Below are 22,103 nucleotides of genomic sequence, written 5' to 3'. Positions count from 1 at the left end.
TTGAAATTAGATCCGCGAATTTTCATTAAAACAGCTGGATTATGGTCAACAAATCCGTAAAAATGAGAAGCTTGTCATGCGACAAGCTTTTTTTATTATCCATTTAAATTGAAGATAACGATAATAAAGGTTATAATAGAACTAAAAAAACTATATACTAAATGTTCATTTGATATTTTATTTTTCTGCTTTTCCTCTTATATGTAATGAATACAAGATAACTGGATATAACAGTCTTTAATATAAGAAGGAAAACAATAATATAAAATTGAAAATTTAGTACATGGTGTTCTCAGTTATAAAGGAAGGAGTGCGTATCATGAAAGAAGAAAAAAGAAGTTCAACTGGTTTTTTAGTTAAACAGCGCGCATTTTTGAAGCTTTATATGATAACAATGACAGAGCAGGAGAGGCTCTACGGATTAAAGCTGCTTGAGGTGCTTCGATCTGAATTTAAAGAGATTGGTTTTAAACCAAATCATACAGAAGTATATCGGTCTTTGCATGAGCTTCTTGATGACGGGATATTAAAGCAAATCAAAGTAAAAAAAGAAGGTGCCAAACTTCAGGAAGTCGTTCTCTATCAATTTAAAGATTACGAAGCTGCCAAACTATATAAAAAGCAGCTGAAAGTTGAGTTGGATCGCTGTAAAAACCTGATTGAAAAAGCGATTGCGGATAATTTTTAATAGAAACAAACACCCGCACAGCAATGTGCATCGGGTGTTTTTGTTCTGCAAGATACATATTTGTCGAAAAGAAACAATACACATCAGTGATGACCTTCACACTTGACATCATTTCCACAAGTGGTAACATTTTAAACGTGTGGAAATGCGAACAAAAAAGCGAACAAAGGAGATGTTACCGATCTTTGATCAAAAAAAAGTAGCTTTTATAGGAGCAGGATCTATGGCAGAAGGAATGATATCAGGTATCGTTCGTGCCAACAAAATCCCGAAGCAAAACATCTGCGTTACAAACCGCAGCAATACAGAGCGATTAGCGGAACTTGAACTTCAATATGGAATTAAAGGCGCCTCGCCGAACCAAATCCGTATTGAAGACATGGATGTGCTTATTTTGGCCATGAAGCCAAAAGACGCTGAAAGCGCTCTGTCATCATTAAAATCACGTATTCAACCCCATCAATTACTATTGTCGGTCCTTGCCGGCATAACAACCTCTTTTATTGAACAATCATTGCTTAATCAGCAGCCAGTTGTCAGGGTAATGCCCAATACCTCCAGTATGATCGGCGCATCTGCAACAGCCATTGCGCTGGGCAAGTATGTATCAGAAGATCAGCGGGAGCTGGCTGAATCATTGCTTGGATGCATGGGTGAAGTCTATACAATCCAAGAAAATCAAATGGACATATTCACCGGGATTGCGGGCAGCGGACCCGCGTATTTTTATTATTTAATGGAATTCATCGAAAAGACAGGCGAAGAGGCAGGCCTCGATAAACAATTATCTCGAAGCATCGGCGCGCAAACACTTTTAGGTGCCGCAAAAATGCTCATAGAAACAGGAGAACAGCCTGAAGTATTAAGAGATCATATCACATCACCGAACGGAACAACAGCTGCAGGGCTGCACGCCTTGAAAAAGAGCGGCGGCGGAGAAGCGATTTCTCAAGCGATCACGCATGCTGCAAGGCGTTCAAAGGAAATCAGCAACGATATTGAAAAAACAACAGCCCTGCTATCAGGAGTGATCAAGTGACACCTGATACAAACATGCAAAGAGTCGTTGTGAAGATTGGAAGCAGTTCATTAACAAGCCTTCATGGAGAAATCAGCATCCGAAAATTAGAAGCGTTGGTCGATCAAGTTGTCAAACTCAAAGACGCAGGCTATGAAGTGATTTTAGTGTCGTCTGGCGCAGTGGCCGCTGGATATCGGAAGCTCGGGTTTATCCATAGACCGAAGAAGCTTCCGGAAAAACAAGCATCCGCCTCAATCGGCCAGGGCCTGCTGATGGAAGCTTATTCAAAGCTGTTTTTGGCACACGGCTATGTTGCTTCCCAAATTTTAATTACGAGAAGCGATTTTTCTGATGAATATCGTTATAATAATGTCCGGAATACAATGAATGTACTCCTCGAACGCGGCATCATCCCGATTATCAACGAAAATGATACAGTTACTGTCAATCGGCTGAAGTTTGGCGACAATGATACGCTTGCAGCAAAAGTTGCGGGATTAATTGACGCAGATATGCTTGTGATTTTATCAGATATCGACGGACTATATGACGGCAATCCGCGTACAAATCCAGAAGCAAAGCGGATGAAGCGGGTAAGCGAGATAACGGCTGACATCGAAGCGTGTGCAGGTGACTCAGGCAGCGACATCGGCACTGGCGGCATGCGCTCTAAGCTTGACGCGTTTAAAATTGTAATGGCGTCTGGCATTAAAGGATTTCTTGGCCAGGCAGATGCAAGCGATATTTTGTATCAAGCCGTTCATGAAGAAGCGGAAGGCACTTACTTTGAAGCTGAGGGAACGCTTCCGTTGAATCAAAAGGAGCAGTGGATCGCTTTTAACTCCGGCCCGGAAGGCGAACTCATTTTATCAGATGATTATTCGCGAAAAATCACAAATGGCCAATCGAGTTTAGATCTGGATGGTGTACAGGAGATTAAAGGGAAATTCAAAAGCGGATCAGTTGTTCGGCTGATGGATTCACAAGGAGCAGAAATTGGGCTCGGAATCGTCAATTACTCTTCTGTACAGCTTCAAGAACCCAAAGAGAAGGAAGAGCTGAAAAACCAAACTGTGATAGATCAGGAAGCATTTGTTTGCCATGTGGATTTATCTTTGCCTGTAAAATAATTTTCAGTAAAAAACCCGAAGCTTCTTTAAATAGAAGGTCGGGTTTATTCTTTATTGATACTGCTCCAGTTTAGAGAAGAATTGAATGACAAACTCATAAAAATCATTCGCAGACGGAGCAAGCTCTCTATTTTTCGGTTTGATAATTCCTACAGTTCGTTTTACCTGAGGGAACTCAATTGGAATTTTCACAGTGAAACGCGGTATCGTTTCAGCAAAAGTGCTTTCCGGCAGAAGGGTAACGCCCATTTCAGCGGACACCAAGCCTTTAATCGCATCCAAATCCTCACCTTCTGTAGAAACGAGAGGAGCAAAACCAGCTTGTTTGCAGGCGTCAATTGCCATTTTTCTAAGCACATATCCTTCCGGGAATAAAACAAATTGGTCGTTGCGCAAGTCGATTAAATGAATTGTTTTTTGTTTGGCTAACGGATGATTTAATGGAACAAGCGCGTAAATCTTTTCTGTGAATAATATGTTCCCTGTTATGTCAGGGAAATTCGTCGGCACCGGTCCTAATAAGGCCAGATCAATATCACGGTTTCTGACAGCTTCAATCAAAAATTTATAGGAGCCTTGACGCAGCAAAAATTCAACGTTCGGGTATTCTTCTTTAAATGCTGAAATGACAGTCGGCAAAAGCTGGCTGGCAAGACTTGTAGGAAAGCCGATCCTTACCGTTCCGCGATGGGGATCAAGATACTCATCAATTTGTTCTTTGGCATAATCGATGGCTTTCATCGCCGTTTTCACATGATGTAAAAATTCTTTTCCGATCGGCGTGAGTTTGATATTTCTCCCCTCACGCTCAAATAACGTCACATTTAATTCTTCTTCAAGATTTGCAATTTGCCTGCTGATTGCAGATTGGGCCACATGCAAATGATCAGCGGCTTCTGACACGTGTTCTCTTTCAGCTACTTCCATAAAATAACGCAGTTGGCGCAGCTCCATTTTTATCTCACATCCATCTATCTCATTTTGAGATTCTTTTGATCTAAATTATATATTGTTTATATCGTTTTGAAAACCTACAATGATTATAGAGTGTTAGATTTTATGACCGTTATTATCGGAAATTGATCGGGGGAGTGGAATTATGACATACAATCAAATGCCAAAAGCTCAAGGTCTCTACCGTCCTGAATTTGAACATGATGCATGCGGAATCGGCCTATATGCACACTTAAAGGGCAAACAAACGCACGACATCGTCAAACAAGGGCTTAAGATGCTTTGCCAGCTAGACCACAGAGGAGGCCAAGGCAGTGATCCGGATACAGGAGACGGAGCTGGCTTGCTGGTGCAAATCCCTGATGCTTTCTTTAGGAAAGAGTGTAAAGACATCAATCTGCCGGAAAAAGGGCGTTATGGGGTAGGAATGGTCTTTTTCTCACAGAAGGAAGATGAAAGAAAAAAAATCGAAAAGCACATTAATGCACTGATTGAAGAAGAAGGCCAAACCGTTCTTGGATGGAGAACTGTACCTATAAATGTCGGAAAAATCGGAACAGTGGCGCAAAAAAGCTGTCCATTTGTCCGTCAGGTATTTATCGGCGCAAGCTCGGACCTGAAGGACGATTTGTCTTTTGAACGAAAGTTGTATGTCATTCGTAAGCAGGCTGAAAACTGGGGAGTAACGGAAAGTATTGATTTTTATTTTGCCAGTCTTTCAAGCCAGACCATTGTGTACAAAGGTCTGTTAACACCTGAACAGGTTGATGCGTTTTATTCTGATTTGCAGAATAAAGCATTCGTTTCTGCTTTTGCGCTTGTCCATTCACGTTTCAGCACCAATACATTCCCGACATGGGAAAGAGCGCATCCAAACCGTTATTTGGTTCATAACGGTGAAATCAATACCCTTCGCGGAAACATCAACTGGATGAGAGCGCGTGAGCAGCAATTTGTATCAGAAAGCTTCGGTGAGGACTTAAACAAGATTCTGCCGATTCTCAATGCTGACGGCAGTGACTCTTCCATTTTGGATAACGCATTTGAGTTTTTTGTGATGGCTGGACGCAAGCCGGCACATACAGCAATGATGCTTATTCCTGAACCATGGACAGAAAACACACATATGTCTAAGGAAAAAAGAGCGTTCTATGAATACCATAGTTCATTAATGGAACCGTGGGACGGACCGACAGCCATTTCTTTCACTGACGGAAAACAAATCGGTGCGGTCCTTGACCGGAATGGTCTTCGTCCGGCTCGTTATTATGTAACAAAAGATGATTATATTATTTTCTCATCTGAAGTAGGCGTGATTGAAGTGGAGCAGGAGAACATTTTATATAAAAACCGTCTCGAACCTGGAAAAATGCTTTTAATCGATCTGGAAGAAGGCCGGATTATTTCAGATGAAGAAGTCAAAACACAAATTGCGACTGAGTATCCATACCAAAAGTGGCTTGAAGAAGAGCTTGTCCAAGTAAATCCAGATCCTGAATCAAGAGAGGAAGAACAGTTTACAGATCTTCTTACTCGCCAGAAGGCATTCGGATACACATATGAAGATATTCAAAAATATTTAATCCCTGTCATTAAAGAAGGCAAAGATCCTCTCGGTTCAATGGGTAATGACGCGCCGCTTGCCGTTTTGTCAGACCGTGCGCAATCTCTGTTTAACTACTTTAAGCAGCTGTTTGCACAAGTAACGAACCCGCCGATCGATGCGATTCGTGAGCAGCTTGTGACATCAACGATGACCTGGCTCGGGGCAGAAGGCGATCTTCTCCACCCAAGTGAGCGAAACGTTCGCCGCATTAAACTGTATACACCTGTTTTATCCAATGAACAGTTCTACGCATTGAAAACGATTGTTCATCCTGATTTAAAAAGCCAAAAAATCGATGTGCTGTTTTCAGAGGATCTTGAACGCGGATTAAAGGATATGTTCACACAAGCAGAGAAAGCCGTCAATCATGGCGTAAGCTTGTTAATTTTATCAGATAAAAAGATGAACGAACGTCTGACACCAATTCCACCGCTACTGGCAGTCAGCGCGCTGCATCAGCATTTAATCCGCAAAGGGCTGCGTACAAAAGTCAGCATAATTGTGGAATCAGGCGAAGCGCGTGAAGTGCATCATTTTGCAGCTTTGATCGGTTATGGAGCGGATGCGATCAATCCTTATCTCGCTTATGCAACCTACAAGCAGGAAATTGATGAAGGCCGTTTGGATATCAGTTATGAAGAAGCAGTCAGCAAATATGGAAAAAGTATCACTGAAGGTGTCGTCAAAGTGATGTCTAAAATGGGAATTTCAACTGTTCAAAGTTACAGAGGCGCCCAAATCTTTGAGGCGATAGGCATCAGCCGAGATGTAATTGACCGCTATTTCACTGGTACAGCATCACAGCTCGGAGGCATCGACATCAAAACAATAGCGGAAGAAGCGCAGCACCGTCACCGAGAAGCGTATCAGGATGATTACAGCAAAACGCTTGAATCAGGAAGTGATTTTCAATGGAGAAACGGCGGTGAGCATCACGCGTTTAATCCGAAAACGATTCATACGCTGCAATGGGCGTGCCGCAGAAATGATTACAAGCTGTTTAAACAATATACAAAAGCGGCAGATGAAGAACGTATCGGATTTTTACGGAACTTGTTTGCATTCGACGGAGACCGTAAGCCGCTGAAACTGGAGGAAGTCGAATCCGCTGAATCGATTGTCAAACGCTTTAAAACAGGTGCGATGTCGTTTGGATCCTTGAGTAAAGAAGCGCACGAAGCTTTAGCAATTGCTATGAACCGTCTTGGCGGAAAAAGCAACAGCGGTGAGGGCGGAGAAGATCCAAAACGTTTTGTTCCAGACGAAAATGGCGATGACCGAAGAAGTGCGATCAAACAAATTGCATCCGGACGTTTCGGTGTCAAAAGCCATTACCTCGTCAATGCAGATGAGCTGCAAATTAAAATGGCGCAAGGCGCGAAGCCGGGTGAAGGCGGACAGCTCCCTGGCAACAAGGTATATCCTTGGGTTGCTGATGTCCGCGGATCAACACCTGGTGTCGGATTAATCTCACCGCCGCCGCACCACGACATTTATTCGATTGAGGATTTGGCTCAGCTGATCCATGATTTAAAAAATGCCAACCGTGACGCAAGAATTAGCGTAAAGCTGGTGTCAAAGGCTGGTGTAGGCACAATCGCTGCAGGTGTTGCCAAAGCGACTGCAGATGTCATTGTAATTAGCGGCTATGACGGAGGCACTGGCGCCTCTCCAAAAACCAGTATTAAACATACAGGGCTTCCGTGGGAACTTGGTTTGGCAGAAGCTCATCAAACGTTAATGCTGAATGGGCTCCGCGACCGTGTTGTGTTAGAAACAGACGGAAAGCTTATGACGGGACGGGACGTTGTAATGGCTGCATTACTCGGAGCTGAAGAATTCGGTTTCGCAACGGCTCCGCTAGTTGTACTTGGCTGTGTCATGATGCGCGCCTGCCATTTAGATACATGTCCTGTCGGAGTAGCGACACAAAATCCAGAGCTTCGCAAAAAGTTCATGGGAGACCCTGATCACATTGTGAACTATATGCTGTTCATTGCTGAAGAAGTTCGTGAGTACATGGCTGCTTTAGGCTTCAAGACATTTGATGAAATGATCGGCCGCACTGACGCACTCAATGTGAGTGAACGGGCGAAGGCGCACTGGAAGGCAAGCCAGCTTGATTTGTCTACACTTCTTTATCAGCCTGAAGGCATACGGACATTTCAATCGCCGCAAAATCATAAAATTGATCAATCACTGGATGTCACAGCAATTCTTCCGGCCGTACAAAAAGCCATCGAGTCTGGAAAAGAAGCGGATATTTCAATTGAAATCAACAATACAAACCGTGTAGCCGGAACGATAACAGGCAGTGAAATTTCAAAACGCTATGGAGAAGAAGGGCTTCCAGAAGACACGATCAAGCTGCAGTTTACCGGATCAGCCGGACAAAGCTTTGGAGCCTTTGTTCCTAAAGGAATGACGCTTTATTTGGACGGAGACTCAAACGATTATGTCGGAAAAGGGCTTTCTGGCGGAAAAATCATCGTCAAGTCACCAGAAGGATTCAATTATGCTTCAGATGATAACGTCATTATCGGAAACGTGGCCTTCTACGGTGCGACAAGCGGTGAAGCATATATTAACGGACGTGCGGGTGAACGCTTTGCCGTTCGGAACAGCGGTGTAAATGTGGTTGTAGAAGGTATTGGCGACCACGGCTGTGAATACATGACTGGCGGAAGTGTGATCGTACTCGGTGATGTAGGCAAAAACTTCGCTGCAGGTATGTCCGGCGGGATCGCTTATGTTCTCACCGAAGATGTAAAGGCATTTAAACGTAAATGCAATCTTGAAATGATTTTATTTGAATCATTAAAGGATGAAAAAGAAATCCAGCACATTCACACAATGCTTGAAAAACATGCTGCCTATACAAACAGCGAAAAAGCAGCAAACCTGCTTGATCAGTGGGGAGACAGCGTGAAAAAATTCGTTAAAGTCATTCCGAAAAACTATAAACAAATGCTCGCAAGTATTGAAGAACAAAAAGCTGCAGGTTTATCAGATGAAGAAGCTGTCATGTACGCTTTTGAAGCTAACACAAAACCAAAGCAGAACACGGTATCATCAGGTCAAAAACAAGCGGTAGTACAGTAAGGAAGGGGAGAGGAATATGGGAAAACCAACTGGATTTATGGAGATCAAACGAGAAAAACCTGCTGAGCGGGACCCTCTCACTCGCTTAAAGGATTGGAAAGAATATTCTGCTCCTTTGTCAGAAGAAGCATCAAAACGGCAAGGAGCACGATGTATGGATTGCGGTACACCGTTTTGCCAAATCGGTGCAGACATTAACGGATTTACATCCGGCTGTCCGATTTACAACTTAATTCCTGAATGGAATGATCTTGTCTATCGAGGCAGATGGAAAGAAGCATTGGAGCGTCTTTTGAAAACAAACAATTTTCCTGAATTCACAGGGCGGGTATGTCCCGCTCCTTGTGAAGGATCATGTACATTAGCAATTTCAGATCCGGCCGTATCCATTAAAAATATTGAACGCACCATTATCGATAAAGGATTTGAGAATGGCTGGATTCAGCCTAGAATTCCTAAAAAACGAACTGGCAAAAACGTGGCTATCGTTGGATCAGGCCCGGCTGGACTGGCAAGTGCTGATCAGCTGAATCAAGCTGGGCATTCTGTCACTGTTTTTGAACGTGCAGACAGAGCGGGCGGCCTTTTAACTTACGGCATTCCAAACATGAAGCTTGAGAAAGGCATTGTAGAACGCCGAATTAAATTGTTGACGCAAGAAGGAATTGATTTTGTCACAAACACAGAAATCGGTGTTGATATTACAGCTGATGAGCTGAAGGAGCAATTTGATGCTGTGATTTTGTGTACAGGCGCGCAAAAACAGCGGGATCTATTAATTGAAGGGCGAGATTCAAAAGGAGTCCTTTACGCTATGGACTACCTGACACTTGCGACAAAAAGTTATTTAGATTCTAACTTTAAAGACAAGAAATTTATTGATGCCAAAGGGAAAGATGTCATCGTAATCGGGGGCGGCGACACGGGAGCCGACTGTGTAGCTACTGCACTGCGGCAAAAAGCTAAAAGTGTGCACCAATTCGGCAAACACCCGAAACTTCCGCCAGCCCGCACGAATGACAATCAGTGGCCTGAACAGCCGCATGTCTTTACGCTTGAATATGCGTATGAAGAAGCAGAAGCAAAATTCGGAAGAGATCCGAGAGAGTACTCCATTCAAACAAAAAAATTGGTAGCGGATAAAAACGGAAAGCTGAAAGAGCTTCATACCATCCAAATGGAAAAAGTGAAAAACGAGCATGGAAAATACGAGTTCCGCGAGCTGCCCGGAACGGAAAAAGTATGGCCTGCTCAGCTTGTCTTCATCGCGATCGGCTTTGAAGGCACAGAACAGCCGTTGCTGAAACAGTTCGGTGTTGATTCTGCAAACAACAAAATCAGTGCAGCATATGGGGATTATCAAACAAATATCGATGGCGTATTTGCCGCAGGGGATGCAAGAAGAGGTCAAAGCTTAATCGTATGGGCGATTAATGAAGGCCGTGAAGTGGCGCGCGAAGTGGATCGATATTTGATGGGGAGTTCAGTTCTTCCGTAAATAAAGGGGATTATCATATAAGAGAAACCGCCTGTATACCAGCCGGTTTCTTTTTTTATTCCATCATAATTCCGATGTTTCCAAACTGTCTGCCTTCCTGCATTCTCGTATATGCTTCAAACGCTTTTTCTAAAGGGTATGTGCGATCAATTACAGGGCGCAGCTGATGTTTTTCAACGAAAGCGAGCATATCGTAAAATTCCTCACAGCTTCCCATCGAGGTTCCCAATACATTGATCTGAGGAAAGAATAAAGAGCGCACCGGAAAATGGAGGTCGTCCCCTGAGCTTGCCCCAAAGCTGACAATACGCCCGTTCGGTTTAACATGGCGAAAGTATTCCGAAAAGAGGGCGGGTCCTATGCTGTCAAGAACAACATCAGCCTTTTCTCCCTGCAACTGTTCATCCCAATTGCTGTAGCTGTTAAAAGCATAATCGGCACCTAGATGGAGCGCTTTTTTTCTTTTCTCCTCACTGCGGGATGTCACGCTTACTGTCGCTCCGATCGCTTTAGCCATAAATAAAGCATAGGTGGCAACTCCGCTGCCGATTCCAGGAATCAAGAGATGATCACCTTTTTTCAATCGGGCTTTTGTAAACAAGGCTCGATATGCGGTTAAAGCGGATAAAGGCAAAACGCCTGCTTCTTTCCAGGATAAATACGAAGGCTTTTTGAAGGCATTTTGCGAAGGGATGATCACGTATTCAGCAAGCGTTCCGTCAGATGGTCCTCCCAATATATCCGGAACACGCGGTACATTCTCTGTCAAATCCCAGTTCAATGTCGGAAAAATGATGACTTCTGTTTGAACAGATACGTTTTTGACGCCTTCACCAACCTCTTCAATAATACCGGCACCGTCAGAACCTAGTATCAGATGAGGATCTCGTTCAGATTTGTTATTCATCAAAAACAGATCACGATGGTTTAGACCTGCAGATTTTAATTTTACTTTCACCTGTCCATATCCAGGCTTTTTTGATGGAACGTCTTGCAATGATAAGCCCTGAAGTCCTGCTTTTCCGTTGTGAATAATAGCTTTCATGCTGTCTGCCTCCTCATTGAATTGTAGTTTCATATCTTTACATATTTTACATAGCGGTTTTCTTCAAGTAAAATGAACAAAAATGATAGCTGATATCACTTTTAATCATAGCGAGAAGGTGAAAGCCTGTGGAAAGCAGAGATTTAAAGATTTTTCAGGCTGTTGCCCGTGAAGGAAACATAACGAAAGCGGCTCAAATGTTGAATTATGTTCAATCGAATGTGACAGCCAGAATTCATAACCTTGAAGAAGTTTTGAACATCAGGCTTTTTCATCGAACAAATCGCGGGGTCAAGCTGACCGCTGCCGGAGAAAATCTTTTACAATATGCTGATCAAGTGCTATCACTGCTAGATGAAGCTGAAAAATCGACACAGATGAGCAGGCATCCGAAAGGACCTTTGCGGATCGGATCGCTAGAAACAACAGCGGTAACACATCTGCCTGAGCATGCGGCCTCCTTCCTCAGACGTTTTCCTGAAGTTGATTTATCAGTGAACACAGCTGATACGCACAATTTGATTCAACAGGTTCTAGATCATGATGTTGATGGCGCTTTTGTATACGGACCGGTTGAGCACACGGATATCAAACAAATTCCTGTTTTCCGTGATGAATTGGTTTTGATTTCATCACAGGAAGGAGCGGCGGAAGACATGCTTCGGCAGCCGATGCTCTTTTTTGGAGCTGGCTGTTCTCATCGTGCCAGAGTCAAAAGATTGCTGGAGGATGCAGGCATTCAAAATCCAAAAATCATAGAGTTTGGTACATTGGAAGCCATTATAAAAGGTGTTTCCGCTGGTTTGGGCACGGCGCTGCTTCCGAAGTCTGCAGTCGACTGCTCTGAACAACATACGAATGTATGGATTCATCAGCTGCCAGCAGCATATCAAGACTTAGAAATTGTATTTATATTTAGGAAAGACTTTTACATTACGAGTGCGTTTCAGAGATTTATGGATGAGATATGCGAATTGAAGAGATGAAGCCTGTTGTGCTGCGATCATCAGGTATAAAGGTCTGTATTCAAAAAAACTGTACTCGTGTGAACCGAGTACAGTTTTTCTTTTTATTTCCGCTTTAAATTAATACCGATTGCCGCGCCATTTCTGCTTGAATCAGCTACGCCTTTAAAGGTGCCGTTTTCATGGTCAATCGAAATACTTTGTACGTTTCCGATATCCACGGGGTTTTTGCCGAACTTGTGGCCCATGCCGTTTAGCTTACTAAGGATATCTTCAGGAACTCCATCTTCGTAACGATAAGAGCTCATGCTGTTTGTGTAAATTCTCGGCTCTTCAACTGCTGCTTTTAATTCCATGCCGTATTCGATGTGATAAAGAATGGTTTGCAAAACAGATGAAATAATGGTGGCCCCGCCAGGAGATCCAACAGTGAGAACAGGTTTGTCATCCTTAAATAAAATCGTCGGGGTCATGCTGCTTAAAGGCCGCTTGTTCGGCTGTACTTCGTTAGCTCCGCCTGGAATCGCATCAAAATCCGTTAGTTCATTATTTAAAATGACGCCGTAATCAGGGACCATAATACCGGTTCCGAATAGCTGTTCAATTGTCGTCGTATAGGACACAACATTTCCCCAGCGGTCAGCAACTGTAAAGTGGGTTGTTTGGCCTTCTGCTTTGTCTTCAGGCTGTTCGACTTGCTTATAGTTTGCAGATCCTTCTTGGTATTTCCAAGGATCACCGGCTTTCGGTTTTTTATTGACTTGATCTAAGCTGATTAATTGTTGGCGTTCTTTAATATAATCGGGGTGAAGCAGGCCTTTGAGAGGAACGTTTACAAATTCGGGATCACCCGCATAAGACGCGCGGTCGGCATAAGACAAATGCATCGTTTCAGCAAGCAGCTGATATTTTTCCCATGAGCGGACATCGTATTGTGAAAGGTTAAAATCATCAAGTGTTTTCAGCATTTGTAATAAGAAAATACCGCCAGAGCTTGGAGGAGGAGGAGTAGCGATTTGATAGCCATGATAGTCTCCCCAAATCGGTTCATCGATTGTGATGTCATAATTTTCTAAATCCTTTTCTGTCATTGATCCGCCGAAATCCTGCACTGTGTCAGAAAGCGCTTTGGCAAATTTCCCTTCATAAAAAGCATCAGTGCCTTTTGAACGAATGAGCTTAAATGTTTTTGCCAAATCCTTTTGGATCAGTGTATCGCCTTCTTTAAGCGGCTTGCCATTTGGCAGAAATACATCTTTTGCAGCAGTCTGCGAGAGCTTTTCCTGATAATCAGAAATGGCGTCGGCCAACACCGAATCAATCGAAAAACCTTTTTCAGCGAGTTTAATAGAAGGGGTAATTAATTGCTTCATAGAACGGGTTCCCCATGTACTCAGGGCTTTTTCTAGCCCTTTCAGTGTACCCGGAACACCTACGGCAGTACCTTTTGTCACACGTTCAGAGAAAGGGATTGCTTTGCCGTCTTCATTGAGAAACATATCGGAGGTTGCACCTGCTGGCGCGCGTTCACGGCTGTCGACGATGGTTGTATCCTTTGTTTTTCCGTCATACACCATCATAAAACCGCCGCCGCCAATACCTGACATCATCGGCTCTGTTACGTTGAGTGCAAATTGAATGGCAACCGCCGCGTCAATGGCATTTCCTCCTTTTTTCAGTACATCAGCACCAATTTCTGAAGCGAGAGGATGTGCTGTGGCAACCATGCCGTCTTTCCCGACATCTACTTGTTTGTACTCATCATAGCTTTTGGGCGGTTTTTTCGCTTCTGCATGAAAAGGGACACTTCCAGCGACTAACAGAACACTAAGCAGAGCTATTAAACAGACGTTCCACCTTCTTTTCATGTTCTCCCTCCTATATGAAGCTGTTATGTTACAATCTTAGCGTAAGAAAATTACAGCATTTTCACAAGTGACAAATGGTATATTATATAGAATATCCATCCGCTTTTTTGGGCGGAATTAATTATATTGTTATGAGTCATGTGCTATATTAGAATCAGTATACGGATGAAGAAAGGACTGCTATATGTATTTAACGATTAAAGAAACAGCAGAATATGCAAATCTTTCAGAGGATTATATTAAAAGCTTGGTGCTTGAAGGAAAAATCAGAGCCGTTCATGACGGTGATCAATTTTTGATTTATAAAGGACAGTTCAAAACGCATCTTGAACAGCTGGAGAATTACAAAGCGCTTGTACAGGAAATATTAAACGAACCGATCCCGGAAGATATTGATGTAAAGGATGAGGATTAGGACACGATTTCAAATTGTGTCTTTTTTTGTATGTTTTTTTAGAAGTGATAGAAAAATGGGAGTCTCAGAATTCGTTTTAAGAGGCTTTTAAACAAATGATAGAGGTATAAGTATCAAATCAATTAAAATCTTTATATGGGCGCTTTATTACCTTTTAAGAGGGGCGGGGATTTTTGGAATCTTTTCAACTTCTGATGTAACACTATGTATATTATGTTACATAAAGACCGCGACACTTTGACATTCAATGTTTTTTAGCTATAATAGTAACATAGGCCTCAAAACGTTACATAATGGTTTTTAAGGAGTTTTTGGATGCATATTGTACAGCCAATTCGCAGTTTAGAGAAAATCCAAGACGTAAAACAGTATTTGCTTAACAAAAACAAGCGTGATTACTTTTTGTTTATTTTCGGCATTAATAGCGCGCTCCGTATTTCAGATATTCTGCCGCTGCAAGTGAAGGATGTGAAAAACAAAGATCATTTATGGGCAACTGAAAGCAAAACGAAAAAGAAAAGGAAGATTTTAATTTTAGAATCACTGAAATACGAAATATACGAATATACAAAAGATATGAAAGGAAACGAATATCTCTTTAAATCTGTCCGAACCAGAAAGCCGATTTCACGCATTCAGGCCTACAGAATTTTAAGAGAAGCCGCTGCGGCCTGCGGACTTGAAGAGATAGGGACGCATACACTCCGGAAAACGTTCGGCTATCATTTTTACCAACGGACAAAAGACATCGCCGAGCTGCAGAGAATACTCAATCATTCATCACCATCCATTACGATGCGGTATATCGGAATTGACGAAGATACAACAAGGGCCGCGTATAAAGTTTTTGGAGGACTCTAATACAAATCGCTTGAAAATATCGAGCATCAGAGCTACTATATAAATATCCAAAGCTCTAGTAGCACAGCGGATAGTGCAGCAGTTTCCTAAACTGCAGGTCGGGAGTTCGAATCTCTCCTAGAGCGTTTTTTATATTAGATGTGTTCGGATTAATCACATCTATAAAGCTTCAAAACCCTTGTGAAACAAGGGTTTTGGCTGTTTCTAGGCGTTTTTTAACTGAACGAAAATACGGTGGAAAACGATGTGAATTTATTTCTTTTTGCACAATTTTTGTACTACAATCAACCCAATGAGGAAATAGAGAATCGTTCGACAAATTTTGCAAACTGTTACATTCCTAGCTCTCTTGTTTGATAATAAAATAAGAGGTGAAAGTTATGAAAATTACAGTGGACTTTTGGTTTGATAATGAAAATGTAAGGACAGCTAAAGTAAATGCAGAATCTGAGAAGGCACTTATAAAAGAATTACAAGCATGTGATCATTGGTATGAGTATGAAAATGGTAAGCGTATTACAAGTATTAATATGCGACTTGTAACGCAATTTGATGTAAAAGCGAGATAAAGTCGATCAAAAAGCATCCTTCGGGGTGCTTTTTATTTATAACGCCATATATTTTTAGATGTACACGAGTTATTGAAGGCAAGGAATTTTTTAAGGGAGGGGCCCCTTCTCAGTAAACCGCTTCGAGCAAATTGTTATCGCCGATTTATCGGCAATAAAAGAAACCCTTATTAGAAAGGAGATGGGTTTCTTTAATAACTATATTGTTTAATTTGTTCAGCAATTTGTTCAAGCCATTCCAATGGAGTAATACCATCTTCGGAAAAGTATATACCATCCGCTGCTTCTTCTATAAATTCATTTTTATCTTCTTCAGAATAATCATTATTTAAAAACTCAGTTAGTGCCATGAAATCTCTTTCTTTCAGGTTTTGTGTCGCTTCATTTAAATATCCATCAAGAGCACTTGCCGGAGACTCTATATCCTGATGGAAATGTCCGCCGAGAAATCTAAATACAGGATCAGAAACTTTAATTTCAATCATTACTTATTAAACAGCCAGACTTTTTTATTTCTGCAATTACTTTTTTCAACCATTGTAAGGGAGTTGAATCAATTGCCGGAAAATAAATTTCCGAGTTAAATTTTATAAAACTCTCTTTTTCTTGATCAGGGATGTCTTTATTTAGAAATCCTTCACAACATTTTATTGTAAAAACTAAGCATTCTTTGCTTGATTCAGCTATAAATTCCTCCAACGCTTGTTCTGGTGAACCTATGTCTTGATGAAATGTTCCTTCTAAAAAATCACTTAATTCTTCCAGATTATCATCATTTTCATACATTGTTATTCAAGACTCCTTTATGCCAGTTAAAATAAACTCTCGATTTTACTCTTTTTCAATAGCAACATCGAAAGACCATCGAAGCGGTCAAGCCGTCCCAACAATGCACGAGCTTACACAAAGCTAAACGTGAAGACGTCCCATTGATCATGTCTCAAAAACAGCTCTTCAGCAGCTTGCCTTTTTTGTTAAAATAATGGAAATGAAAGGGAGGATCATATGGCATTACTACGCTTTATAAGCTTGTATGGAATAACCATCATTATACTGATGGTCATAGCGAATTTTGCTCCTTTCTTGGCGATGCCGTTATACTATGTTGCCGTAGCTGTATTAGTCTTTCTGATTGTGTATCTGATATATTATTATACCCAAAAGGTTAAAAGGATGAAAAGGTAAACAAATTGCACAATGAATAGGTGGATTCTTTATGCCAAAGAAAAAGCACCTCCAAATATGAGACTATGTCTAATATTTGGGGTGCACTTCATACGCAGGGCGTTTTTTCTTATATAACGGCGTCAAATTGGTTGACTTTCCATTTATTATTTTCTTTTACAAATGTCACTTTTCGTTTCGCTGCAGGTGATCCGTCTAAAGTAGGAACGGTAAATTCGTATGTGATTGTGCCGCCTTTTTTAGAGATCAATTTAGCAGTTGATTTTTTCCAATTCAATAAGTTATCTCCGTCGCCGATCGGAACGGCTAATTTTCCTTTTGAAACAGTGAAATGATAGTCTTTAAAGCCCTTTTCGATTGCTGTTTTTGTAAAAATAGGAGTTAAGTAATGTACTGCTTTTGCTTTAGTGCCTAGATCACTGCACATGTACACATATTGAAGATTTTGATGCTCAAATGTACCTGATGGGCAAGCCGCTTTTTTTGCTTTTGGATCATGGCCGCTCATTGTGTTCCAAAAATGCTCTCTAGCTGATAGCGCCAGCTGCTGTGCTTGTTTTTGTGATAAATCCCCTGATGTATTTTTTGCAAATGCATTTGTGCTTAATGATAGGATAAGTGCAATCGTTGTTAGAAATAGAAAACATTTTTTCATTGTGGTTCACTCCTTCAAAATCTCTTTCTCTTATGTTACAAATGTTACAATAATTACGGTAAGATTACAATACTTTTGCATAAATTATTTTTTATTCTTTTACTCACAGATAGATAGGTTCCTGCTTGCTAGTTTATTCTTCATAAGCTGAAAAGATGTGTAAAAATAAAAGAATCGGGAAGGGTTTCATATATACAATGATGAATAAAAACATGTTGCACTCCTGTTTTTGTCAAAAGAACAGGGGTATAGTTTACAAACGAATCCAAATAAAGGAGTCTTTTCAATATGGAAACATCACAAGAACAGCTCGGAACTCAGAAGAAAAGCAATCCATCTGTCTGGAAGTCTATGTCACTCTTTTTAGTACCGCTGTTGCTAAGCAATGTCTTGCAATCAGTCGGCCAGTTAGTAGGGATGATGGCTGTAGGCAGATGGCTTGGCGTTAATGCGGTGGCAGCTGTATCATCATTTTTCCCGTTATTTTTTCTTTTAATCTCATTTACAATTGGGATCGGTTCAGGAAGTTCGATCATGATCGGACAAGCCTACGGGGCGAAAAATGAGGAACGGTTAAAGGCTGTGGTCGGAACGACGCTCACATTTACGTTTTTATTAGGGGTTGTGTTAGCTGTCATCGGCAGTATTTTCACCTTGGATATTCTTCGATTAATGGGCACGCCTGAAAACGTTATACATGTCAGTGCCAGCTATGCACGTATTTTATTTTACGCTATGCCGTTTATGTTTTTATATTTTGCTTATACAACATTTTTGCGCGGAACAGGGGATTCTAAGACACCGTTTTATACCCTGATTGTGAGCACGGTCATTAACATAGCGCTTCTGCCTGTCTTAATCCTTGGCATGTTCGGTTTTCCGAAACTGGGCATATACGGATCCGCATATGCAACCGTCATTTCCACGATTGCGACTTTTCTCGTGCTATTGGTATATTTGCGAAAACGAAACCATCCGCTGCAATTTGATAAAACGGTGCGTCGTTATTTGAAAATGGATAAGGAACTGCTTGCACTCCTGCTGCGCCTCGGAATTCCATCAAGCATTAATATGATTCTCGTCTCATTATCAGAGATAGCGGTTATTTCATTCGTCAATCATTACGGTTCTAATGCGACAGCTGCATATGGCGTGGTTAACCAAGTAGCCAGCTATGTCCAGATGCCGGCCGTCAGCCTTGGCATCGCGGTGTCTATATTCGCTGCGCAATCGATTGGAGCAAACGAATTTGATCGCTTAAAGCAGGTCATTCGCGTCGGGATTTGGCTGAATTATATGATTGGCGGCGTGCTGATCATTCTGATCTATGTTTTTTCTCAGCAGATTTTGGCATTATTTTTAACCGAGAAAGAGACGCTGTACATCGCTCACCGTCTCTTGATGATTACATTGTGGAGCTATTTGCTGTTTGGAAATGCACAAATCATTTCTGCGACGATGCGGGCAAGCGGAACGGTTTTATGGCCGACCATTATCAGCATTTTCGCCATCTGGGGAGTAGAGGTGCCTGTTGCATTCGTGCTTTCCCACTATACAAAACTTGAAATACTCGGCGTCTGGGTTGGCTATCCAGCTGCATTTGCCGTCAGCTTGCTATTGATTTATGGATATTATCAATTCGTGTGGAAAAAGAAACAGATTACACGTCTCATCCAATAGTGTTCTAAATCGCACCGTTCATCGTTTGAACGGTGTTTTTTTATTTATATAGGGAAAACATACAATGGAGGACATATAGCACAGTATATTGAATTCTTATACAACAACAATGATTGAAGGAGAGGTTGAGTACACATGGCTAATGATATTGAGAAAATTACATATTTAGGAACGCCTGCCATCAAAGCAGGCAGCGAATATATAGAAATGATTGTCGTTCCCGAGTGGGGCAGCAACGTCATTTCTCTTGTGGACAAAACGACACAGATGCAGCTTTTGCGTGAACCGGAAACAGCAGAACGGTTTCATGACACACCTGCGTTGTATGGCATTCCAATCCTCTTTCCGCCTAACCGGATAAGTGACGGTACATTCAGTTTCCGGGATAGGGTGTATCATTTTGATATCAATGAAAAGGATAAACACAACCATCTTCATGGGTTTCTCTATCAAGAAAAATGGAATGTAGTGACGATGAAACAAACTGACGAAGAAGTGATAGTTGAAACTGAAATTGATCTTTCAGAGATCCCTCATGTGTATAAGCAATTTCCGCATCATGCCGTCGTTCGGATGACATACACATTAAAAGGGAACACTCTATCTAAACAGGCGACGGTCATGAATAAAGGAAAAGAAGCGTTTCCTTGGGGAATCGGCTATCATACTGCATTTCTGTTTTCAGAAGAAAGCTCGTTATTCTCGCTGACAGCCGACCAGCAATGGGAGCTGGATGAGCGCATGCTGCCGACCGGGAAGCTGATCGATGTACCGTATAAAGAAGCCTTGCATGAAGGGACAGATTTACGCCACAAGCAGCTGGATGATGTCTTTTTATCTTCTTATCAGAAAAGAGGCGGAGAAAATCAGGCAGTCATTTATCATCAGCAGGCACATATTAGCATGATTTATAAGGCAGATGACCAATTCAAACATTGGGTCGTATACAACGCGGACGGAAAACAGGGATATTTATGCCTTGAACCTTACACATGGGTGACAAACGCTGTGAACCTTAATGTGTCTCCATCACTCTCTGGTTTACAAGTGCTGGAGCCAGGAGAAGAAACGACAGCTAAAAGCAGTATTACCATTGAATTAAATCATCAATAGCCAATGATCAAGCGTCAGAGAGGCGGGGTAAAAAATGAATAAAAGCGTAAAGCATTATGTTGCTGTTTTGCTGCTTTTCGCCGTTGCTTCAGTACCTTATATGGATCAGGATGCACAAGCGGCTGAAAAACAAGATGCACTTGCCGGGCAGATCGATAAGGTTTTAGCTGAGCATCCTGCACTCGACGGCGCAATGGCCGGTATCACTGTTCGCTCTGCGGATACTGGAACTGTTTTATATGAGCATTCAGGAAATATCCGAATGAGGCCCGCCTCTTCTCTGAAGCTTTTGACAGCGGCCGCGGCACTTTCTGTCCTTGGCGAAGACTATTCCTTTACAACCGAGGTCCTGACAAACGGCACACAAAGAGAGAAAGAGCTGAATGGAAACCTTTATTTGAAGGGAAAAGGTGATCCAACGCTTTTAACATCTGATTTTGATAATATGGCTGAAAAATTGAAACAATCGGGTGTAGATGTGATCAAAGGTGATCTGATTGGTGATGATACGTGGTACGATGACATCCGATTAGCGCCTGATTTGCCGTGGAGTGATGAATATGCATATTACGGCGCGCAAGTTTCTGCTTTAACAGCGTCCCCGAATGCAGACTATGATGCAGGCACTGTAATTGTAGAGGTCACCCCAGGTAAAAAAGAAGGGGATAAGCCTGCTGTTTCTGTATCTCCAAAGACAGATTATGTAGCGATTAAGAACAATGCTGAGACTACTTCGTTCGGCCAAAAGAAAGACCTTACAATCGAAAGAGAGCATGGGAAAAACACGATCACAATTGAAGGAAGTATACCAGCTGACGCAAGCAAGACAAAAGAATGGATTGCTGTTTGGGAGCCGGCCGGATATGCTTTGGATTTATTTAAGCAGGCACTGAAAAAACAAGGGATTGTTGTAAAAGGGAATGTCAAAATCGGCGCTGCACCTGATTCCTCAGACATGTTGATCTCTCATCACTCAATGCCTTTGTCAACATTATTTATTCCGTTTATGAAATTAAGCAATAACGGACATGCCGAAGTGCTCGTAAAAGAAATGGGAAAGGTGAAAAAAGATGAGGGAAGCTGGGAAAAGGGACTCGAAGTATTAAACAGTACGATTCCGACATTTGGTGTCAATACCAAGTCACTCATATTGAGAGACGGATCGGGTGTCTCCCATATTAATGCTGTATCCTCAGATCAAATGTCACAGCTGTTATATGATATTCAAGATGAAAAGTGGTTCTCAGCTTATCTACATTCTCTGCCTGTAGCGGGCAATAGTGACAGAATGATAGGCGGAACGCTAAGGAATCGAATGAAAGACACTCCTGCACAAGGAAAAGTAAGGGCAAAAACCGGATCACTAAGCACGGTAAGCTCTTTATCCGGATACGCAGAAACCAAGAGAGGAAAAACCCTTGTTTTCTCAATTCTTCTAAATGGATTGATTGATGACGAGGACGGAAAAGAGATTGAGGATCAAATCGCTGTTATCTTAGCGAATCAATAATTGCGCCAGGTTGCACCTGTCAACTATTAGAATGGCAAAGTACCTATTTTATTATTTTTGGTGCACATACAGCATGCGGAAAATAACGCGGACATCCCATCCTCCTTGACACTTTAGACAAGACTCCAATCAAGCAATACTGCGGATAGGGGACATTCTCTGTCCGTCTTTCTTTTAGTATAAAGAATGGATAGAAGACACGGGGGGATAATAACACCATTCTTTTTTTCTTGGAGGC

General features: G+C 41.8%; 18 protein-coding genes and 1 tRNA gene. 13 read left to right on the top strand and 6 right to left on the bottom strand.

What is annotated here, in order from left to right; all coding sequences use genetic code 11:
* Positions 1 to 319: 319 nt before the first annotated feature.
* From rtp to proB, 3 genes are all read left to right on the top strand, one after another.
* Entirely contained in the window at positions 320 to 688 is a 369-nt protein-coding gene (rtp, locus tag BTW01_RS17355; protein WP_162104228.1) for a replication termination protein, read from the top strand.
* Between the two features lie 145 nt (positions 689 to 833).
* Complete coding sequence (gene proC / locus BTW01_RS17350; protein ID WP_162104227.1) at positions 834 to 1,727, top strand: pyrroline-5-carboxylate reductase; 894 nt, start codon at positions 834 to 836, stop codon at positions 1,725 to 1,727.
* Complete coding sequence (gene proB / locus BTW01_RS17345; RefSeq protein ID WP_162104226.1) at positions 1,724 to 2,839, top strand: glutamate 5-kinase; 1,116 nt, start codon at positions 1,724 to 1,726, stop codon at positions 2,837 to 2,839. The genes proC and proB overlap by 4 nt, the downstream gene beginning before the upstream one ends.
* A 51-nt stretch (positions 2,840 to 2,890) precedes the next feature.
* Here proB and gltC read toward each other — a convergent pair whose 3' ends face one another.
* Positions 2,891 to 3,793, bottom strand: coding sequence for a glutamate biosynthesis transcriptional regulator GltC (gltC, locus tag BTW01_RS17340; RefSeq protein WP_162104225.1), 903 nt, complete (start codon positions 3,791 to 3,793; stop codon positions 2,891 to 2,893).
* A 145-nt stretch (positions 3,794 to 3,938) separates the two neighbouring features.
* On the opposite strand from gltC, the gene gltB reads away from it, so the two are divergent.
* Both gltB and gltD read left to right on the top strand, forming a co-directional pair.
* Entirely contained in the window at positions 3,939 to 8,501 is a 4,563-nt protein-coding gene (gene gltB, locus BTW01_RS17335) for a glutamate synthase large subunit (RefSeq protein WP_162104224.1), read from the top strand.
* 16 nt (positions 8,502 to 8,517) lie between these two features.
* On the top strand, positions 8,518 to 9,999 hold the full coding sequence (gene gltD / locus BTW01_RS17330; protein ID WP_162104223.1) for a glutamate synthase small subunit: 1,482 nt from the start codon (positions 8,518 to 8,520) through the stop codon (positions 9,997 to 9,999).
* Between the two features lie 55 nt (positions 10,000 to 10,054).
* On the opposite strand, the gene BTW01_RS17325 is transcribed toward gltD, so the two are convergent.
* Positions 10,055 to 11,044 carry a zinc-binding dehydrogenase gene (locus BTW01_RS17325; protein WP_162104222.1) on the bottom strand — a complete coding sequence of 330 codons (990 nt, stop codon included), beginning with the start codon at positions 11,042 to 11,044 and terminating at the stop codon, positions 10,055 to 10,057.
* A 128-nt stretch (positions 11,045 to 11,172) separates the two neighbouring features.
* Here BTW01_RS17325 and BTW01_RS17320 point away from each other — a divergent pair, with 128 nt between their 5' ends.
* Positions 11,173 to 12,030, top strand: a complete 858-nt coding sequence (locus BTW01_RS17320; RefSeq protein WP_162104221.1) for a LysR family transcriptional regulator — start codon at positions 11,173 to 11,175, stop codon at positions 12,028 to 12,030.
* An 83-nt stretch (positions 12,031 to 12,113) separates the two neighbouring features.
* Here the strand turns inward: BTW01_RS17320 and ggt are convergent, their stop codons facing one another.
* A complete protein-coding gene (gene ggt, locus BTW01_RS17315; protein WP_162104220.1) occupies positions 12,114 to 13,877 on the bottom strand; it encodes a gamma-glutamyltransferase in 1,764 nt (587 codons plus the stop codon).
* 184 nt (positions 13,878 to 14,061) lie between these two features.
* Between ggt and BTW01_RS17310 the strand changes: the two genes are divergently transcribed.
* The 4 genes from BTW01_RS17310 to BTW01_RS17295 all read left to right on the top strand — a co-directional run bounded on the left by BTW01_RS17310 (position 14,062) and on the right by BTW01_RS17295 (position 15,722).
* Positions 14,062 to 14,292: an excisionase family DNA-binding protein gene (locus BTW01_RS17310; protein WP_162104219.1), complete on the top strand. Its 231-nt coding sequence runs from the start codon at positions 14,062 to 14,064 to the stop codon at positions 14,290 to 14,292.
* A gap of 315 nt (positions 14,293 to 14,607) precedes the next feature.
* A complete protein-coding gene (locus BTW01_RS17305) occupies positions 14,608 to 15,153 on the top strand; it encodes a site-specific integrase (protein ID WP_162104218.1) in 546 nt (181 codons plus the stop codon).
* Positions 15,154 to 15,205: 52 nt separating this feature from the next.
* Positions 15,206 to 15,278 (top strand) — tRNA-Arg (locus BTW01_RS17300).
* Between the two features lie 255 nt (positions 15,279 to 15,533).
* Entirely contained in the window at positions 15,534 to 15,722 is a 189-nt protein-coding gene (locus BTW01_RS17295) for a hypothetical protein (protein ID WP_162104217.1), read from the top strand.
* 191 nt (positions 15,723 to 15,913) lie between these two features.
* Here BTW01_RS17295 and BTW01_RS17290 read toward each other — a convergent pair whose 3' ends face one another.
* The 3 genes from BTW01_RS17290 to iseA form a co-directional block, all read right to left on the bottom strand.
* On the bottom strand, positions 15,914 to 16,207 hold the full coding sequence (locus tag BTW01_RS17290; protein WP_162104216.1) for a contact-dependent growth inhibition system immunity protein: 294 nt from the start codon (positions 16,205 to 16,207) through the stop codon (positions 15,914 to 15,916).
* Positions 16,200 to 16,508: a contact-dependent growth inhibition system immunity protein gene (locus tag BTW01_RS17285; RefSeq protein ID WP_202923616.1), complete on the bottom strand. Its 309-nt coding sequence runs from the start codon at positions 16,506 to 16,508 to the stop codon at positions 16,200 to 16,202. Before BTW01_RS17285 ends, BTW01_RS17290 begins: the two co-directional genes overlap by 8 nt.
* Before the next feature lie 508 nt (positions 16,509 to 17,016).
* On the bottom strand, positions 17,017 to 17,562 hold the full coding sequence (gene iseA, locus BTW01_RS17280) for a DL-endopeptidase inhibitor IseA (protein ID WP_162104215.1): 546 nt from the start codon (positions 17,560 to 17,562) through the stop codon (positions 17,017 to 17,019).
* 288 nt (positions 17,563 to 17,850) lie between these two features.
* On the opposite strand from iseA, the gene BTW01_RS17275 reads away from it, so the two are divergent.
* From BTW01_RS17275 to dacB, 3 genes are all read left to right on the top strand, one after another.
* Positions 17,851 to 19,242, top strand: a complete 1,392-nt coding sequence (locus BTW01_RS17275; protein ID WP_162104214.1) for an MATE family efflux transporter — start codon at positions 17,851 to 17,853, stop codon at positions 19,240 to 19,242.
* A gap of 135 nt (positions 19,243 to 19,377) precedes the next feature.
* Positions 19,378 to 20,355: an aldose 1-epimerase gene (gene galM, locus BTW01_RS17270; RefSeq protein WP_162104213.1), complete on the top strand. Its 978-nt coding sequence runs from the start codon at positions 19,378 to 19,380 to the stop codon at positions 20,353 to 20,355.
* A 34-nt stretch (positions 20,356 to 20,389) separates the two neighbouring features.
* Positions 20,390 to 21,865: a D-alanyl-D-alanine carboxypeptidase/D-alanyl-D-alanine-endopeptidase gene (gene dacB, locus BTW01_RS17265; protein ID WP_162104212.1), complete on the top strand. Its 1,476-nt coding sequence runs from the start codon at positions 20,390 to 20,392 to the stop codon at positions 21,863 to 21,865.
* Positions 21,866 to 22,103 lie beyond the last annotated feature (238 nt).

Source organism: Bacillus sp. SKDU12 (assembly GCF_010093085.1).
Lineage (GTDB): Bacteria > Bacillota > Bacilli > Bacillales > Bacillaceae > Bacillus > Bacillus mexicanus.
The sequence above is the reverse complement of the archived record's forward strand: the minus strand, read 5'-3'. Positions and strand labels throughout refer to the sequence as shown.

Excerpts from the sequence above, each read along its gene's own strand:
- rtp (WP_162104228.1), top strand. The coding sequence starts at position 320 with ATGAAAGAAGAAAAAAGAAGTTCAACTGGTTTTTTAGTTAAACAGCGC.
- proC (WP_162104227.1), top strand. The coding sequence starts at position 834 with ATGCGAACAAAAAAGCGAACAAAGGAGATGTTACCGATCTTTGATCAA.
- gltC (WP_162104225.1), bottom strand. The coding sequence starts at position 3,793 with ATGGAGCTGCGCCAACTGCGTTATTTTATGGAAGTAGCTGAAAGAGAA.
- gltB (WP_162104224.1), top strand. The coding sequence starts at position 3,939 with ATGACATACAATCAAATGCCAAAAGCTCAAGGTCTCTACCGTCCTGAA.
- gltD (WP_162104223.1), top strand. The coding sequence starts at position 8,518 with ATGGGAAAACCAACTGGATTTATGGAGATCAAACGAGAAAAACCTGCT.
- BTW01_RS17325 (WP_162104222.1), bottom strand. The coding sequence starts at position 11,044 with ATGAAAGCTATTATTCACAACGGAAAAGCAGGACTTCAGGGCTTATCA.
- ggt (WP_162104220.1), bottom strand. The coding sequence starts at position 13,877 with ATGAAAAGAAGGTGGAACGTCTGTTTAATAGCTCTGCTTAGTGTTCTG.
- BTW01_RS17310 (WP_162104219.1), top strand. The coding sequence starts at position 14,062 with ATGTATTTAACGATTAAAGAAACAGCAGAATATGCAAATCTTTCAGAG.
- BTW01_RS17305 (WP_162104218.1), top strand. The coding sequence starts at position 14,608 with ATGCATATTGTACAGCCAATTCGCAGTTTAGAGAAAATCCAAGACGTA.
- BTW01_RS17295 (WP_162104217.1), top strand. The coding sequence starts at position 15,534 with ATGAAAATTACAGTGGACTTTTGGTTTGATAATGAAAATGTAAGGACA.
- BTW01_RS17290 (WP_162104216.1), bottom strand. The coding sequence starts at position 16,207 with ATGATTGAAATTAAAGTTTCTGATCCTGTATTTAGATTTCTCGGCGGA.
- BTW01_RS17285 (WP_202923616.1), bottom strand. The coding sequence starts at position 16,508 with ATGTATGAAAATGATGATAATCTGGAAGAATTAAGTGATTTTTTAGAA.
- iseA (WP_162104215.1), bottom strand. The coding sequence starts at position 17,562 with ATGAAAAAATGTTTTCTATTTCTAACAACGATTGCACTTATCCTATCA.
- BTW01_RS17275 (WP_162104214.1), top strand. The coding sequence starts at position 17,851 with ATGGAAACATCACAAGAACAGCTCGGAACTCAGAAGAAAAGCAATCCA.
- galM (WP_162104213.1), top strand. The coding sequence starts at position 19,378 with ATGGCTAATGATATTGAGAAAATTACATATTTAGGAACGCCTGCCATC.
- dacB (WP_162104212.1), top strand. The coding sequence starts at position 20,390 with ATGAATAAAAGCGTAAAGCATTATGTTGCTGTTTTGCTGCTTTTCGCC.